At 28.7% G+C, this 16,696-nt stretch carries 15 protein-coding genes; 5 read left to right on the forward strand and 10 right to left on the reverse strand.

Annotated features, from left to right (window positions below; translation table 11 throughout):
* Positions 1-1,742 (reverse strand): leucine-rich repeat domain-containing protein (locus MPF13_RS00005; protein ID WP_349666014.1); only part of this gene is annotated, 1,742 nt, incomplete at its 3' end.
* A 178-nt stretch (positions 1,743-1,920) separates the two neighbouring features.
* Between MPF13_RS00005 and asnS the strand changes: the two genes are divergently transcribed.
* Genes asnS through MPF13_RS00020 form a run of 3 tightly spaced genes read left to right on the forward strand, consistent with a single transcriptional unit; the run spans position 1,921 to position 5,438 of the window.
* Positions 1,921-3,357, forward strand: a complete 1,437-nt coding sequence (gene asnS, locus MPF13_RS00010) for an asparagine--tRNA ligase (protein WP_249980168.1) — start codon at positions 1,921-1,923, stop codon at positions 3,355-3,357.
* Positions 3,358-3,381: 24 nt separating this feature from the next.
* Positions 3,382-4,839, forward strand: coding sequence for an RNA polymerase factor sigma-54 (rpoN, locus tag MPF13_RS00015; protein ID WP_249980169.1), 1,458 nt, complete (start codon positions 3,382-3,384; stop codon positions 4,837-4,839).
* A complete protein-coding gene (locus tag MPF13_RS00020) occupies positions 4,839-5,438 on the forward strand; it encodes a hypothetical protein (protein ID WP_249980170.1) in 600 nt (199 codons plus the stop codon). Before rpoN ends, MPF13_RS00020 begins: the two co-directional genes overlap by 1 nt.
* Here MPF13_RS00020 and MPF13_RS00025 read toward each other — a convergent pair.
* The 6 genes from MPF13_RS00025 to MPF13_RS00050 form a co-directional block, all read right to left on the reverse strand.
* Complete coding sequence (locus MPF13_RS00025) at positions 5,433-6,110, reverse strand: porin family protein (protein ID WP_249980171.1); 678 nt, start codon at positions 6,108-6,110, stop codon at positions 5,433-5,435. The two genes, MPF13_RS00020 and MPF13_RS00025, sit on opposite strands and share 6 nt — an antisense overlap.
* A 120-nt stretch (positions 6,111-6,230) precedes the next feature.
* Complete coding sequence (locus MPF13_RS00030; protein WP_249980172.1) at positions 6,231-6,692, reverse strand: ExbD/TolR family protein; 462 nt, start codon at positions 6,690-6,692, stop codon at positions 6,231-6,233.
* 18 nt (positions 6,693-6,710) lie between these two features.
* Positions 6,711-7,331, reverse strand: coding sequence for an ExbD/TolR family protein (locus MPF13_RS00035; protein WP_249980173.1), 621 nt, complete (start codon positions 7,329-7,331; stop codon positions 6,711-6,713).
* Positions 7,332-7,335: 4 nt separating this feature from the next.
* Positions 7,336-7,791: a hypothetical protein gene (locus MPF13_RS00040; RefSeq protein WP_249980174.1), complete on the reverse strand. Its 456-nt coding sequence runs from the start codon at positions 7,789-7,791 to the stop codon at positions 7,336-7,338.
* 8 nt (positions 7,792-7,799) lie between these two features.
* Positions 7,800-8,522, reverse strand: coding sequence for a MotA/TolQ/ExbB proton channel family protein (locus MPF13_RS00045; protein WP_249980175.1), 723 nt, complete (start codon positions 8,520-8,522; stop codon positions 7,800-7,802).
* 208 nt (positions 8,523-8,730) lie between these two features.
* A complete protein-coding gene (locus tag MPF13_RS00050) occupies positions 8,731-9,777 on the reverse strand; it encodes an asparaginase (protein WP_249980176.1) in 1,047 nt (348 codons plus the stop codon).
* A 97-nt stretch (positions 9,778-9,874) separates the two neighbouring features.
* Here MPF13_RS00050 and MPF13_RS00055 point away from each other — a divergent pair, with 97 nt between their 5' ends.
* Entirely contained in the window at positions 9,875-10,570 is a 696-nt protein-coding gene (locus MPF13_RS00055; protein ID WP_249980987.1) for a zinc metallopeptidase, read from the forward strand.
* A 158-nt stretch (positions 10,571-10,728) separates the two neighbouring features.
* On the forward strand, positions 10,729-13,104 hold the full coding sequence (locus tag MPF13_RS00060; RefSeq protein WP_249980177.1) for a TonB-dependent receptor: 2,376 nt from the start codon (positions 10,729-10,731) through the stop codon (positions 13,102-13,104).
* Positions 13,105-13,270: 166 nt separating this feature from the next.
* On the opposite strand, the gene lepA is transcribed toward MPF13_RS00060, so the two are convergent.
* The 3 genes from lepA to MPF13_RS00075 form a co-directional block, all read right to left on the reverse strand.
* Positions 13,271-15,067, reverse strand: a complete 1,797-nt coding sequence (gene lepA / locus MPF13_RS00065; RefSeq protein ID WP_249980178.1) for a translation elongation factor 4 — start codon at positions 15,065-15,067, stop codon at positions 13,271-13,273.
* 113 nt (positions 15,068-15,180) lie between these two features.
* Complete coding sequence (locus MPF13_RS00070) at positions 15,181-15,456, reverse strand: EF-hand domain-containing protein (RefSeq protein ID WP_249980179.1); 276 nt, start codon at positions 15,454-15,456, stop codon at positions 15,181-15,183.
* An 84-nt stretch (positions 15,457-15,540) separates the two neighbouring features.
* Positions 15,541-16,647, reverse strand: a complete 1,107-nt coding sequence (locus MPF13_RS00075) for a TolB family protein (RefSeq protein WP_249980180.1) — start codon at positions 16,645-16,647, stop codon at positions 15,541-15,543.
* Positions 16,648-16,696 lie beyond the last annotated feature (49 nt).

Raw genomic sequence — 16,696 nt, forward strand, 5'->3', positions numbered from 1 at the left:
AACTTGTTCATTGTACTTGGTAAACTAGTTAGATAATAAGTATAAATTCCGTTTTCATAAGAACGCATATTCTCTATATAAAGCTCTTTTAAACTTGATAAATCACCTATCTCATCTGGTAAAACAGAAATCTTATTGTTCGAGCTATATTGTGATAAATGCAACTTCTCTAAACTTGTTAAACCTCCTATTGTTGTTGGTAAAACTGTTAACTCATTACCTTGTAATTGTAATTCTATTAAACTCGTTAAACCATTTATGGTACTTGGTAAAGTTGTTAATCTGTTGTTATACAGTTTTAATGATGTTAATTTATTTAGATTCCCAATATTAGTAGGTAATTTTGTTAATTGATTGTTATAAAGTGTTAACTCTTCTAAAAGTGCCAAATCACTTAAATCTTCAGGTAAATCAGTATTAAAACTTTGGTTATCTTCTCCTAATCTATTATTATGTAAACGCAAGTGTTTTAGCTTAGTAAAACCACCTAAACCAGCTACAACTTGTAATTCATTATTGTTTAAATACAAAGTTTCAAGTTCTTTTAAATTAGCAAAAGCTGCTGGAGTGTTTGATAATTGACAATTAGCAAAATCTAAATAAGTTAATTTCGTTAACAAACCTAATTCTGTTGGAATACTTGCAATATTATTTGGTGCTGCAACCAATCTTGTTAACTCTGTTAAATTTCCAATTTCTGGAGGCAAAAGCGTAATTACTGTGTTACCAAATTCTAGTTTATTTAATTTAGACAAATTACCAATTGTTGTTGGTAACAAATCAATTTTAGTTTTATTAAAAGTTAAAGAATTAAGTTCAGATAAATTACCAATACTTGTTGGCAAAGTTGTTATACTATTATTAATATCTAAATTTAAAAGTGTTAATTTAGAGATGTTTCCTATTTCAGTTGGTAAATTATTTATGGAATTGGATGATAAATTCAATTCTAACAACTCAGTGAAATCATCAATTTCTTGAGGAATAGCTCCATTTAATCCCATACCAGACAAGTAAAGTTTGGTTATTTTTCTCACACCATTAAATTCTGATGTTTCAAATCCTTTTGTGTCTGTTGGTGAAGCTCCAGATGTTAATTCTGTACTAGAGTATGTTCTGTATGACCATGAATCTCCATTAGTTGCTACATAAATTGCTTGCAAAGCAGCTCTTTCTGAATCATCTAATTTTGACATACCATTACAATTATCTGTAATTTTTACACCTAAATCAAAATTATCCATAGACAAATTATCATAATAACTTAAACTTGTTGTTGGCACTTCTACACATCCTAAATTTGGTGTGTCTTTAATATTTAGAACTAATGATTTATGCAACTTCAAACTGCTTATTGCTGTATTGTTTAAAGTTAAATTTGTATAATAAATTGATTCTTGACTTAAATCAACAACTCCAGAAATTGTTGAATTATTCCCCACATTTAATGCAGTTAATCTTGTTAAATCAGATAAACTTACCAAGATCCCTGATAAATTGTTTTGAGGTAAATTAATTTCTGTAACATAGTCTATTCCTGATATAGTAGTAATTACAATTCCATTCCATGTAGATACATCAGAAGAAGAATTAGGATCAGTATCCCAATTTGTATTATTAGTCCAGTTATCACCATCAGTAGCATTGTAAAAATTTATTAACGCTTGCCTTTCTGCTTGTGAAACTTGTGCTTTTATGGCTATAGAAATAAAAGCAAATAAGATTAGTAAATTAGTTTTCATAATATTTGTTTTGAGTATTTTTCAAATATAATTGACAATTAACCTCTTTTCTATACCTACTTATAAGGATATTTTTATAAAAAAACTACTTTGAAATATCATTGTAATTATAGTATCAAAAAAGTATCTTTACCCTTTAATAAAAGACAGATTTATATCAATTTTAATATTTTAGGATATGATAAACAGTAATGTTGCCGAACTTTTAAAATCGGAAGGACTACTATTACAACAAGTACAACTTAAAGGATGGGTTAGAACATTTAGAAGCAATCGTTTTATTGCTTTAAATGATGGTTCTACCATAAATAATATACAATGTGTTTTAGATTTTGAAAACACAAATGAAGAAACGTTAAAAAGAATAAATACAGGAGCTGCCATTTCTATTAAAGGAACATTAGCCGAAAGCCAAGGAAGAGGACAATCTGTAGAAATACAAGTTTCTGAAATTGAAGTTTTAGGAGATTCTAATCCAGATGAATACCCAATTCAGCCTAAAAAACATAGTTTCGAGTTTTTACGTGAAAACGCTCACTTAAGAATGAGAACTAACACTTTTAGTGCTGTAATGCGTGTACGTTCTAAATTGTCTTTTGCCGTTCATCAATACTTTCAAGAAAGAGATTTTAATTACGTAAACACTCCAATTGTTACTGGTTCTGATGCAGAAGGTGCAGGAGAAATGTTTAGAGTTACTACATTTAAAGACAATGAAGCTCCATTAACAGAAGATGGTAAGGTAGATTACACAAAAGACTTTTTTGGTAAAGAAACTAACCTTACAGTTTCTGGACAATTAGAAGCAGAAGCTTATGCAATGTCTTTAGGTAAAGCCTATACATTTGGACCAACTTTTAGAGCAGAAAACTCTAACACAACAAGACATTTAGCAGAATTTTGGATGATTGAACCAGAAGTTGCTTTTATGGATTTAGATGGAAACATGGATCTTGCTGAAGACTTCATAAAATATGTTTTAAACTCTATTTTAGAAAGTTGTAAAGACGATTTAGCTTTTCTAGACCAACGTTTAACACAAGAAGAAAAAAGCAAACCTCAAGCTCAAAGAAGCGAAATGAGTTTGTTAGAAAAACTTCGTTTTGTTGCAGATAACAATTTTAAAAGAGTTTCTTATACAGAAGCAATTGATATTCTTAGAAATTCTAAACCTAATAAAAAGAAGAAATTTCAATTTCCAATTAACGAATGGGGTGCTGATTTACAATCTGAACACGAACGTTATTTGGTAGAAAAACACTTTAAATGTCCTGTAATTTTATTTGATTACCCAGCAAACATTAAAGCATTTTACATGCGTTTAAATGATGATGGAAAAACTGTAAGAGCTATGGATGTTTTATTTCCAGGAATTGGAGAAATTGTTGGAGGAGCTCAACGTGAAGAAAGGTATGATGTTTTAGTTGAAAAAATGAAAGCAATGAATATCGATGAAAAAGAACTTTGGTGGTATTTAGATCTTAGAAAATTTGGAACCGCAGTTCATTCTGGTTTCGGTTTAGGATTTGAAAGATTAGTTCAGTTTGTTACAGGAATGGGTAATATTAGAGACGTAATTCCTTTTCCAAGAACTCCACAAAACGCAGAATTTTAATCAGTTTTTTGTATATTTAAATCTATGCTAAAACAAAGTTTACAATATAAACTCTTACAAAAATTATCTCCTCAACAAATTCAGTTGATGAAATTAATTCAATTGCCTACACAAGCTTTTGAAGAACGTTTAAAACAAGAAATTGAGGAGAATCCTGCTTTAGATACTGGTAAAGATGAATCTGATTCTTTTGATGAAGATTTATCTAATGAATATGATGATACTGGTAATGAAAAGATAGAGGCAGAAGACATTAATATTGATGAGTATTTAAGTGATGATGAAATACCAAACTATAAAACTCAAGCCAATAATTATTCGTCTGATGATGAAGAAAAAAGTGTTCCTTATGCAGCAGGAACAAGTTTTCATCAATCATTAAAAAATCAATTAAACACCTACAGTTTTGACGAAGAAGAAAAAGCTATTGCAGAGTTTTTAGTGGGTAGTATTGATGATAGTGGTTATATAAGAAGAGATATTTTAGACTTGGTAGATGATTTAGCATTTACAGCTAATGTTTTTACAACCGAAGAAAAAGTTATTTCTATTTTAAAAAGAGTAATTCACACTTTAGATCCTATAGGTGTTGGTGCTAGAGATTTAAAAGAATGTTTAATTATTCAACTTAAAAGAAAAGAAACAACTAAAATTAGAACATTAGCTATCAATGTTTTAGAATCTGCTTTTGACCATTTTGTTAAAAAACATTATAAAAAACTACAAGAAAAGTTTCATATTTCTGAGGATGAATTAAAAGAAGTTAATAACGAAATTTCTAAGTTAAATCCTAAACCTGGTAGTTCTTATGCTGGTAATAATAAAATTGCAGAACAGATTGTTCCAGATTTTTCTATAAAACTTGTAGATGGAGAATTAGATCTAACTTTAAATGCAAGAAATGCTCCAGAGTTGCATATATCTAGAGAGTACAACAATATGCTTAAAGGCTATCAAGAATCTACTGTTAAGAGCAAATCTCAAAAAGATGCAGTATTCTTTATCAAACAAAAATTAGATGCTGCAAAATGGTTTATTGACGCTATAAAACAACGTCAGCAAACTCTTTTGGTTACTATGAACACTATTATGCATTATCAATATGATTATTTTTTAACTGGAGATGAAAGAAAGTTAAAACCTATGATTTTAAAAGATATTGCAGATAAAATAAATATGGATGTTTCTACAGTTTCTAGAGTTGCAAATAGTAAATATGTATCTACACCTTATGGTACAAAATTGATAAAAGAATTCTTTTCTGAATCAATGAAAAATGAAAAAGGTGAAGATGTTTCTACTAAAGAAATTAAAAAAATATTAGAAAACGTAGTTGCAGAAGAAAACAAGAAAAAACCTTTAACTGATGAAAAATTAGCTACTATTTTAAAAGAAAAAGGATATCCAATTGCTAGAAGAACTGTTGCTAAATATAGAGAACAGTTAGATTTACCTGTAGCTCGTTTAAGAAAAGAAATTTAGTGAAATTTTATAAATTCATATCAGTAATGTTACACCCAATTGTTATACCTACAATTGGAATAATATTGTACTTTTTATTGATACCAAGTGGATTTAATAGTAACCAAAAATACGCAGTTTTGGGCTTAATTTTTGTTACAACTTATATTATACCTCTAGTTATTCTAATACTTTTTAAGAAATTAAAATTAATTAAGTCTTTTAAAGCAGAAAGTATTAAAGAAAGAAAAGTGCCAATTGCAATGATGATTGTACTTTTTTATCTTCTTGGAAATACATTAAAAGATATATCTAATTTATTTGATTTAGGATTACTTTTTTATGCTACAACTTTAGGTTTAATTTTTATTTATATATTTTTTGCATTTAAAATTAAAGCTAGCCTTCACCTACTTTCTTTAGGTCTAACAACAAGTTTCTTTATAATTCTTAATTATATATATAACGAAAATTTAAATATAATAATTATAGGTTGTTTATTATTAGCAGGTATGCTTGGTACTGCAAGATTGCACTTAAAAGCACACACTCAAACTGAAGTTTATCTAGGTTTTCTTTTTGGATTTATATCTCCATTGATCGTTTTTTATATTTTATAAAATATAAAAAATTAACCCAAATTTCAATATTTTAGTATTTATAGACTCTCCATTAATAGTACTGTTTTCAAAAACTGGAGTTAAACCATAAAATACATTTATGTTAAACTCATCATATCCTGCAGAAAGAGTTAAACCATATTGCAATTTAGTAAAGCTTGTAATATTTGTATAATTATTACGAATATTATTAGTATCATCAAACTGAAAATTATTTGAAAGATTGTATATAAATTTAATCCCAGTATAAATTCTCCAAAAATCATACTCATTTACAGAAGAAGTTCTCCATCTTAATTCTAAAGGAAATTCTAAATTATGAGATTTAAAAATATTACCACTTATTGAACTGTCACTAGAAAAATTAGAAATATTATTGATTTCTTCTACTTTTAAATTATGATTAAAATAATCAAACCCATAACCTACACCACCAGCAATAGAAATACTACCCTGTCTGTTTAAAATTATATCTTTTATAAAACCAGTAGAAAAAGAATAAGAAAAATTACTTTTTGATATTAGTGAGGGTTGGTCATAAAATTGTGCATAAGAAATAGAAGCATAAATTTGATCATCTGCATACTTATCACCTACATTTAAGGAATCTTTTTGTGCATTAGAAGAAATAATAAAACCCAATAAAAAAAATAAACTTACAACTGTTTTCATATTCAAAATAAACGTACAATAAAGATACAATATTTCATAATTAACATCTAACTTAAAATAAAGTCATAAAAAAAAGGATAATTCAAATGAATTATCCTTTTTTAAATTATATACTTTTAATTATTCAGCTGTTTTAGAAGCAGAATAACTAATTTTAAGAGCGTTAACATCTCTTAATTTTAATCTAATATCAGTAATAGTACCTACACTAGATTCTTTATCAGCTTTTATTGATGTTGTCATAAAAGGAACCTCAGCTTCAGAAACTTTAGATCTTGCATTTATAATAAACGCTGGTACATCTTCTGGCTTACCAATCTTATCATTTAACTGAATTCTGTTATAACTAACACCATACTTTGCATCTTTAGCTTTACCTACATAAATTGTAGTAACTAAACTTTTATGCTCTAACTTTTTTACTTCTGATGCAGATGGTAATCTTGGAGTATCAATTTGTAAAGAAGTTTCTCTCATGGTAGTAGTAACCATAAAGAAAAATAACAACATAAATACAATGTCTGGTAAGGCAGCAGTATTAACTGCTGGCATTCCTTTTTTCTTTTTTCTAAACTTAGACATATTGTTAAATTTTAAAGATTAATTTGTAGGCTCAGCATCCGAAATAATTTGCGGATAACTTGTTTTGATAAAATCAACTTTCTTTTTTAAATCTTCATTGTTTTTATCATCTTTATAAGCCTCTTCTAACTCAGCAAAAGGAATTCTGTATTTCTCAACACTTAACCTATTTCTTAATTTAGCATAAGCTTTTAACAACTGGTCTTGAACTGTTAAATATGTTCCATACTCTGTTAACCTATCACTTTGTACCGAAATAATTGCTTTGTTTGGGTGATCTGAAGAAGACTCACTTTTTTCACCTTTACAATAATTACACGGTCCAGTAGCGACACCATTTTCAACTTTACCTTCACCTCCACCATTATCAATGAAAGCAATAGCAGCTTCTTGAAGATCTTTAATTTCCATTCTTTCGCCTTCAACTAAAAGCTCATTATTTCTATTAATGTTTACTTCAAAAATGTTCTTCTCTTTAATAACCGGTGGCACATAATCTGCTGGCGGTTTTTCAGATAATTTTTTAGATACACCAGAATCTACATTCATGGTTGTTGTCACTAAAAAAAAGATTAACAGCAAGAAGGCAATATCTGCCATAGAACCTGCATTAATTTCGGGATTCTCTCTTCTTGCCATACAGTTATGATTTTATAAGTCCTTTTACTAAGTCTAATACAAAGAACGCTCCTGCTACTAATAGCAATAAAACGCTATAGTAAATTCCTGTTCCTACCCATTGATTAGAAGATGCTCCTTCTTCTCCTCCTTCTAATATTTTACCAGCAGAGTCCATAACTACATTACTGTCTGCTAAGAAGTAAGCGAATACTAAAACAATTCCTAAAATAGCTACACCTAAAAATGTCTTTTTTAAATTATCAGGATTTCTAAAAAGTCCTAATAAAGAAAGAATTAAAGTTGCTCCAATAGCAAAGTATAACAACACTGTAGAGAAAGTAACAATACTTCCTACAGCACCACTCAATGCTTCTGTGTCATCACCATCAGTTATAAAAATTCTGATGAAGAGAAACGCTCCAATTACAGCTATTAAAGCTATAAAAATGCTTAAAAATTTTGATAAATTACTCTTCATAATATATCTTATTTTTTATATTTTACTAATAAATCGATTAATTGAATAGACGCATCTTCCATGTTGTTTACGATACTATCAATTTTTGATACGATATAATTATAAAAAATCTGTAAAATAATTGCTACAATTAAACCAAATACAGTTGTTAATAAGGCTACTTTAATACCTACTGCCACAACTCCTGGAGAAATATCATTTGCTACTGCAATCATATCAAAAGCCTGAATCATCCCGATTACAGTACCCATAAACCCAAGCATTGGTGCTAAAGCAATAAATAAAGATAACCAAGAAATATTTTTCTCTAAAAGTCCCATTTGAACTCCTCCATAAGAAACTACTGCTTTTTCAGCTGCATCAACTCCTTCATCTACTCTATCTAAACCTTGGTAAAAGATAGATGCTACTGGTCCTTTTGAGTTTCTACAAACTTCTTTTGCTGCTTCTATACCTCCTGAACTTAAAGCATCATCTACTTTTGCTACTAATTTCTTAGTATTAGTTGTAGCCATGTTTAAATAAATAATTCTTTCAATTGCGATAGCTAAACCTAAAATTAAGGCTACTAATACAATTCCCATAAATTCTGGACCTCCTTCAATAAAACGTTGTTTTAATTCTTGGTGGAAAGTTTTTGATTCTTCAGCTGCTTCTTGTGCGAAAGTTGATTGAATAGCTCCAAAAAACATAAATCCTGCTATAGAAAGGACATTTACTACTTTTTTCATCTTTGTTATAATTAATTTTAATAGTTAACGGGTTATAATGTAATAATATTTTATTTCAAAAAAATTAGAAAGCTAATTTAAAATTAAAATTTTAAGCATAACTTCCTTTTGTCTTTTTGAGACTGCCAAGTAACAAAAAATTATTGAGGATTTAAAAAAAAAATCAATCTATTTATGCATTAAACGTTGATTTTCTTCAATTATACAACTAAAAATGATATTTATCAGTTAATTCTCCTCTTAATGATTTTTCGAAAAACTTTTTAAATTCATCTTCTGATAGGTTTTTATTTAAAAGATACATTAATTTTGCTATGGCAGATTCTGTAGTTATATCTTTACCATTTATTACACCTATTTCTCTAAGTAACAAACTGGTATCATAATGACCCATTATTACATTACCGCTTTTACATTGTGTAACGTTTACTATTTTTATTCCTTTATCAATAGCATTTTTTAATAAGCTTATAAAGTCCTTTGAATTTGGTGCATTACCTGCTCCAAATGTTTCTAAAACTACACCTTTTAAGTTTGGTATGTTTAAAATACTCTCTACAACTAAATTTGAAATTCCTGGAAATAATTTTAAAACAACCACCTCATCTACCAAACTTTTTCTAACAATTAATTTATCATCTTCTTTATTAGATTTATAAATTAAATGTTCGTTAAATTTTAGATGCACTCCACTTTCTGCAAGAGGAGGAAAATTTAGAGATGTAAAAGCTTCAAACTGCTCAGAACTAATTTTAATTGTTCTATTTGCTCTATATAATTTATATTCAAAATACAAACAAACTTCAGAAATTACAGGATTGTCATTTTTATAAGCACTAGCTACTTCTATTGATGTTATTAAATTTTCTTTTGCATCAGTTCTTAAATCACCAATTGGTAATTGAGAACCTGTAAAAATAATTGGTTTTTGTAAGTTTTCTAACATAAAACTAATTGCAGAAGAAGTATAAGACATGGTATCTGAACCCGTTAGCACTACAAAACCATCAAATTTTAGATAATTTTCATTAATTATATCAACAATATCACCATAATATTGGGTATTCATATTAGAAGAATCTATTGGATCCTTAAAAGAAATACTATTTATATTACAGTTTAATTGCTGTAATTCTGGTATTTTTTCTACTATCTGACTAAAATCAAATGCTTTTAATGCATTGGTTTTATAATCTTTTACCATACCAATAGTTCCGCCAGTGTAAACAAGTAATATATTAGGTTTCTTTGTCATTTTGTCATTTTTATTCCACAAATAATAAAATGGAATACTTTATGTTGTAAATTTATCAAACAAAAACGAAATAAAATTTAAAACTATATAAATTATGATGATAGGAATGGAATATTACATTATTATAGGTGTAATATCACTTTTTAGCTGGTTAGTGAGTAATACTTTAAAGAGAAAGTTTAAAAAATATTCTAAAATTCAACTTAGAAATGGAATGAGTGGTGCTGAAGTTGCTCAAAAAATGCTCGCTGATCATGGAATTTTTGATGTAAAAGTTGTTTCTACTCCTGGTAGTTTAACAGATCATTATAATCCACAGAATAAAACTGTTAATTTAAGTGAATCTGTTTACAATCAAAGAAATGCTGCTTCTGCTGCTGTTGCTGCTCATGAAGTAGGTCATGCAGTACAACATGCAAAGGCTTATAAATGGTTAACAATGCGTTCTCAATTAGTACCAATGGTAAATGTATCTTCTAAATTTTCTCAATATTTAGTAATGGGTGGTTTACTTTTAGGTGCTGCTTCTAGTTTAGGTTATTGGGTTTTACTTGCAGGTGTTGTACTAATGGGTATGGCAACTTTATTTAGTTTTATAACATTGCCTGTAGAATACGATGCTAGTAACAGAGCTTTGGCTTGGTTAAAAAATAAAAACATAGTTAGTAGAGAAGAATTTGAAGGTTCTAAAGACGCTTTAAAATGGGCTGCAAGAACTTATTTAGTTGCTGCTCTAGGTTCTTTAGCAATGTTAGCTTACTGGGTTTTAAGATTAATGGCAAGTAGAGACTAACAATAAAAATTTAGTTACTTTATATTAAAAAACACTCACTATATAATAATGAGTGTTTTTTTTTAGTAACGTTTTACCAACTTAAAGCGTCTTTGTTTTAGAGGATAAATATTCAACCAAATATTAACCAACTTTATCCTATTCAAAAAAAGCTAAAGATGAAACCAACAATTACCACTATTTTAATACTTTTCTTGGGTTTAATTTCAATATCTGCTCAAAACTCAATTAGCGGAAAAATTATTGATGAACAAAACAACCCATTACCTTTTGCTAACATTATTTTACTAGAAATTGGAGAAAACAAAACCCCTAAAGGATTAGTATCTAATGACAAAGGAGAGTTTAAATTTGAAAATGTTACTTCTGGAAAATACAAAATTGAAATTTCTATGTTAGGTTTTAAAACTCAAAAAATTAAAGAGTTTACATTAAAATCTAACAAAACACTTAACATCACTTTAATAGAAGAAAGTCAGCTTTTAAACGAAGTTGTTGTTAAAAGTAAACGACCAGTTATAAAACAAACTGCAGAAAAGTTAATTGTAGATTTAGAAAAATCTGAAATGACAAATACAAACTTGCAAGATGTAATGCGTAAAATTCCTGGTGTTTTAGTTACCAATAACGGAATATCTATTGCAGGTAATAGAGGTGTAAGAATTCTTATTAACGGAAAAACTACAGAATACATGGATGTAGAAACTTTGTTAAGAGATTTTCCTGCAGATAATATATCTAAAATTGAAGTTGTAGAACAACCTGGTGCAGAATATGAAGCTTCTGGTTCTGGTGCAATTATTAATATTATTTTAAAGAAAAATGTACGTTTAGGAACTCATGGAAGTACCAATGTTTGGGTTGGTGAAGACCAAGGTTTTGAATATGGAGCAGGTTTTTCTATTGCTAGCTATAAAAATAAATTAAACTGGCAAGCAAGCACAAATTTCTCTGAACCAACTTGGAGAGAAGATTTATTTTTAGACAGAACTGTTGGCTCTGAAACTTATGACCAAGAAACAATTGAACCATATAACCCAACAAATTTTAGAATTGGTGGTAGCATAGATTACTATATTAATGACAAGCATTCTTTTGGAATTGGAGGACGAATAAGCACAAGAACATCAGATAGAATTACAAGTAGTAAAACTATTATTTCTGATGCAACTACAACTAACACTTTGTTTTCGGAAAATAGATTTGATAGAGAACGAAAAAACTTTAACATTAATCCATATTACGAATATAAAACAGATAAAGACAAGTTAGTTATAGACTTTAATTATGTAGATTTTGTAAACGATAATACAAACATTTTGGCAGATGTTGCAGGAAGTACAATTAATTATAATGATAGAAAATACATTCAAGATGGAAAATATACCATTAAAACTTACAAAGCAGATTATTCTAAAACTATCTCAGATAATTTTAAATTAAGTGCTGGTACAAGATATGCTAATGTAAAAACTGATAATGATTTACAATCTTTTACCCATAACACAAATAATATTTTTGAATTTGATGAAGATGAAAGCAGTCAGTTTTTAATTAAAGAAAACATTTTTGCATTGTATTCTAAAATAAATGCAACATCAGGTAAATGGTCTTTTTCTGGAGGTTTACGTTATGAAAACAGTAATACTGATGGTACTTCTATTTTTATGGAAAATGGAACAGAAAAAATAGCAATTAAAAAAAGACCTATTAAAAAAGTGTTTCCAAGTGCTTCTTTAAGTAGAGAAATTACAGAAGTAATTAGCGCTAGTTTATCTTATAGTTATAGAATACAAAGACCTTCTTACAACAGTTTAAACTCTTTTGCCACCTATTTAGACCCTTTTTCTGCTGGAGTAGGAAACCCTAATTTAACACCTGCATACACCAATAATTATCAATTTAATTTAACTTATGAAGGGCAACCTTTTTTTACAATTGGTTACAGTAAAACTGATGATGTAATTTTTGATTTGATAAAACAAGACAATACAACTGCACAAATTAGACAACAAGAAGTAAATGTAGAAAATAATGCCAACTGGAACTTTAGATTATTTGCGCCTTTAAGTTTTGCAAAAGGGTTAGAAGGTTATACTGGTGTTATTGTTACAAATACAGATTATCAATCTTCAACTTTTGGAGTAGATTTAAATAAATGGAATTTAATTTGGTTTGTACAAGCTAGCTATCAATTGCCTTGGGATATCAATTTTGAATTAAGTGGAAATTATGGAACAGGTGCTTTAGAAGGTCAGATTGATGTAGATTGGTTAGCTGGTTTAGATTTTTCTTTTGGTAAAAAGTTTTTAGACGATAAATTAAAAGTAAATCTTGGTTTTAATAAAATGCTAAACAGAGGTTTTGTTGGTAAAATAGATTATGGAAATGGTATTGCAGCAGTAGAAAGCAATGATTCTAGACAAAATATACAATTAAGATTGGTATATAGTTTTGGTTCTAAATTTGGAAAGAAAAAATCTGGTAGAAATACAAATAGAGATGAAGAAAACAGAATTAGAGATACTAATTAATACTACTGCTTACGCAGGATAAAAAAGCAAGTAAACTCTGTCTAATAATGAGATTACCACAGTTTACACAAAAGAAAACTTTGCAACAAGAAATAGCTTCTCATAAAAAAACCTTCTTAATTTCTTAGGAAGGTTTTTTATTCTTATAAAATGGTTTTAAAATGAATTAATCATTCAGTTTTAAAACCGCCATAAATGCTTCTTGTGGAATTTCTACATTACCAACCTGACGCATTCTCTTTTTACCTTTTTTCTGCTTTTCTAATAACTTACGTTTACGAGAAATATCTCCTCCATAACATTTTGCAGTTACATCTTTACGTAAAGCTTTGGTAGTTTCTCTAGCAATAATTTTTGCTCCAATTGCAGCCTGAATAGGAATATCAAACTGTTGCCTTGGAATTAATGTTTTTAATTTTTCTACAATCTTTTTACCAATTGTATAGGCATTATCTGCATGTAATAGTGCAGAAAGTGCATCTACAGAATCTCCATTTAATAAAATATCTACACGCACTAATTTAGATTCTTTCATACCTATTGGATGATAATCAAAAGAAGCATATCCTTTAGAAACTGTTTTTAAACGATCATAAAAATCGAAAACAATTTCTGCCAAAGGCATTTCAAAAATTAATTCTACTCTTTGTGTTGTTAAATACGTCTGATTTACTATTTGCCCACGTTTTTCTATACACAAACTCATTACTTGCCCAACAAAATCAGATTTTGTTACAATAGATGCTTTTATAAAAGGCTCTTCTACTCTATTTAATTTAGATGGTTCAGGTAAATCTGAAGGATTATTTACAATTAAAACTTCATTTGGTTCTTTATTAGTAAATGCGTGGTAAGATACGTTAGGAACTGTTGTAATTACAGTCATATTAAACTCTCGTTCTAAACGTTCTTGAATAATTTCCATGTGTAACATTCCTAAGAATCCACATCGAAAACCAAAACCTAAAGCTGCAGAACTTTCTGGTTGAAATACCAAAGAAGCATCATTTAATTGCAACTTTTCCATAGAATTACGCAATTCTTCGTAATCTTCTGTATCTACAGGATAAATACCTGCAAAAACCATGGGTTTTACATCTTCAAAACCATCAATTAAATCGGTTGTTGGATTTGCGAAATCTGTGATTGTATCTCCAACTTTTACCTCTTTTGCAGTTTTAATACCTGTAATTAAGTACCCAACATCACCTGTTTTAATTTCTTTTTTAACAACTTGTTCTAGCTTTAAAGTACCCACTTCGTCAGCACTATATTCTTTACCAGTTGCCATAAATTTGATTTGTTGATTCTTTTTTATAGAGCCATCAATCACCCTAAAATAGGTTTCAATACCTCTGTAAGAATTAAAAACAGAGTCAAAAATTAAAGCTTTTAAGGGCGCATCTGGATTTCCTTTTGGTGCAGGAACTCTATCTATAATTGCTGCTAAAATATTATCAACTCCAAAACCAGTTTTACCACTTGCATGAATAACTTCTTCTGGATCGCATCCTAATAAATCTACAATATCATCTGTTACTTCTTCTGGATTTGCAGATGGTAAATCTACCTTATTTAAAACCGGAATTATTTCTAAATCATTTTCTAAAGCTAAGTAAAGATTAGAAATTGTTTGTGCTTGAATACTCTGTGCAGCATCTACAATTAACAAAGCACCTTCACAAGCAGCAATAGATCTAGAAACTTCGTAAGAGAAATCTACGTGACCTGGAGTATCAATTAAATTTAAAATATAATCTTCACCTTCAAAAGTATAATCCATTTGAATAGCGTGACTTTTTATGGTAATTCCACGTTCGCGCTCCAAATCCATATTGTCTAATAACTGATTTTGCTTTTCGCGTTCAGTTACAGAGCCTGTATAATCTAATAATCTATCTGCTAATGTACTTTTACCATGATCTATATGTGCGATAATGCAAAAGTTTCTTATGTTCTTCATACTTCGTTTTCTAACTACTTTCAACTGACAAATATATGCTATTTAGTATCCTTGTCAAATAAAAAAAGTACAATGAAATTCATTGTACTTTTTTAACTTTAAAATGTGTCCTTTTATAAATCTCTTTCTAATTCTTCAATTGCAACTTTAAATTCTTCCCAACTTATTGTGTCATCACTAGATTTATCATAACCTTTTAACAATTCATTTGCCACAACTCCTCTTAAAAAACCACTTATTTCTGCACTTCTTAATAATTTTTTAATCTCAGATTTTTTTAACCTTCCATCTTTATCAGAATCAAAAAAACTAAAGGCTTCTTCTGGAGAATCAAATTGGTTTGTAATTAAAATTCTAATTTTTCTTAAAATATTTTCTTTTGCTCCCAATAGTTTATTTTTTAAATAATTAATTAAGCAATTAAGATACTAAATTTTGGCAATATTTTTATTAAATAAATCTAAAAAAAGCAATTAATCTTGCCATTCTGCAATAAATAAATTGGTGTCATGTCCACCTCCATTATTTCTATTAGAAGAGAAAATTAATTTTTTACCATCATTAGAAAACACTGGAAAAGCATCAAAAGTTTCTCCATGAGTAACTCTTTCTAAATTTTTTCCATCTAAATCAATCATATATAAATTAAAAGGGAATCCTCTTTCTGCTTCAAAGTTAGAAGAGAATAATATTTTCTTTCCAGAAGGATGAAAAAACGGGCTCCAATTTGCATTTCCTAAATCTGTTAATTGTCTTAATTCAGATCCATCTGCATTACATATATACAATTCCATTTCTGTTGGTTGTACCAATCCTTCTTTTAATAAATCTTGATATTCTTTAATTTCGGCTTCAGTTTTTGGTCTTGAAGAACGGAAAATTAATTTGGTTCCATCAGGAGAGAAAAATGCTCCACCATCATACCCTAATTGGTCTGTAATTTGTTTAACATCTGTTCCATCAATATTCATTGTAAACAATTCTAAATCTCCTGTTCTCATAGATGTAAAAACAATTTTATCTCCTTTAGGAGAAACTGTTGCTTCTGCATCATAACCAGGTTCTGTAGTTAATTGTTTGGTAATATTACCCTCTAAATCTGCTACAAAAATATCGTATGTTTCATAAATAGGCCATACATATTTACCTTCTCTTCTTAAAGGTGCAGGAGGACATTCTTTACCTCCTAAATGAGTAGAACCATAAACAAAACTTTTATTATCTGGTAAGAAGTAGGCACAAGTTGTACGTCCTAATCCAGTTGAAATCATTGGAGGTATAGAATCTTTAAAAGTATCTCCAACACTCATTAAAAACATTTGATCGCACTCTACTCCCCATTCTTTATTATTAGATTGAAAAATTAATTGTTTGTCATCAAAACTCCAATAAGCCTCAGCATTATCTCCTCCAAAAGTAATTTGCTTCATCGATTTAAAATGAGTCTCTTCTGGAAAAATTAAACCACCTTCCCATTTTTTAGTTTCTCCAGACTTTGCGTCAGTTTTGTCTTTTTTGTTGGTTTTACATGCCCCTAAAGCTAATGATATAGCTAGTATAAAAAGTATTTTAAATTTCATTTTTTATCTAATTCAATAAGTGATAATTATTCTCTAATTTTGCTAAAAT

The sequence above is a fragment of the Polaribacter sp. Z022 genome (genome assembly GCF_023555495.1).
In the GTDB taxonomy this organism is placed as follows: Bacteria; Bacteroidota; Bacteroidia; order Flavobacteriales; family Flavobacteriaceae; genus Polaribacter.

Bases quoted from the DNA above. Each gene is read 5' to 3' on its own strand.
- asnS (WP_249980168.1), top strand. From the start codon at position 1,921: ATGATAAACAGTAATGTTGCCGAACTTTTAAAATCGGAAGGACTACTA.
- rpoN (WP_249980169.1), top strand. From the start codon at position 3,382: ATGCTAAAACAAAGTTTACAATATAAACTCTTACAAAAATTATCTCCT.
- MPF13_RS00025 (WP_249980171.1), bottom strand. From the start codon at position 6,110: ATGAAAACAGTTGTAAGTTTATTTTTTTTATTGGGTTTTATTATTTCT.
- MPF13_RS00030 (WP_249980172.1), bottom strand. From the start codon at position 6,692: ATGTCTAAGTTTAGAAAAAAGAAAAAAGGAATGCCAGCAGTTAATACT.
- MPF13_RS00035 (WP_249980173.1), bottom strand. From the start codon at position 7,331: ATGGCAAGAAGAGAGAATCCCGAAATTAATGCAGGTTCTATGGCAGAT.
- MPF13_RS00040 (WP_249980174.1), bottom strand. From the start codon at position 7,791: ATGAAGAGTAATTTATCAAAATTTTTAAGCATTTTTATAGCTTTAATA.
- MPF13_RS00045 (WP_249980175.1), bottom strand. From the start codon at position 8,522: ATGAAAAAAGTAGTAAATGTCCTTTCTATAGCAGGATTTATGTTTTTT.
- MPF13_RS00050 (WP_249980176.1), bottom strand. From the start codon at position 9,777: ATGACAAAGAAACCTAATATATTACTTGTTTACACTGGCGGAACTATT.
- MPF13_RS00055 (WP_249980987.1), top strand. From the start codon at position 9,875: ATGATAGGAATGGAATATTACATTATTATAGGTGTAATATCACTTTTT.
- MPF13_RS00060 (WP_249980177.1), top strand. From the start codon at position 10,729: ATGAAACCAACAATTACCACTATTTTAATACTTTTCTTGGGTTTAATT.
- lepA (WP_249980178.1), bottom strand. From the start codon at position 15,067: ATGAAGAACATAAGAAACTTTTGCATTATCGCACATATAGATCATGGT.
- MPF13_RS00075 (WP_249980180.1), bottom strand. From the start codon at position 16,647: ATGAAATTTAAAATACTTTTTATACTAGCTATATCATTAGCTTTAGGG.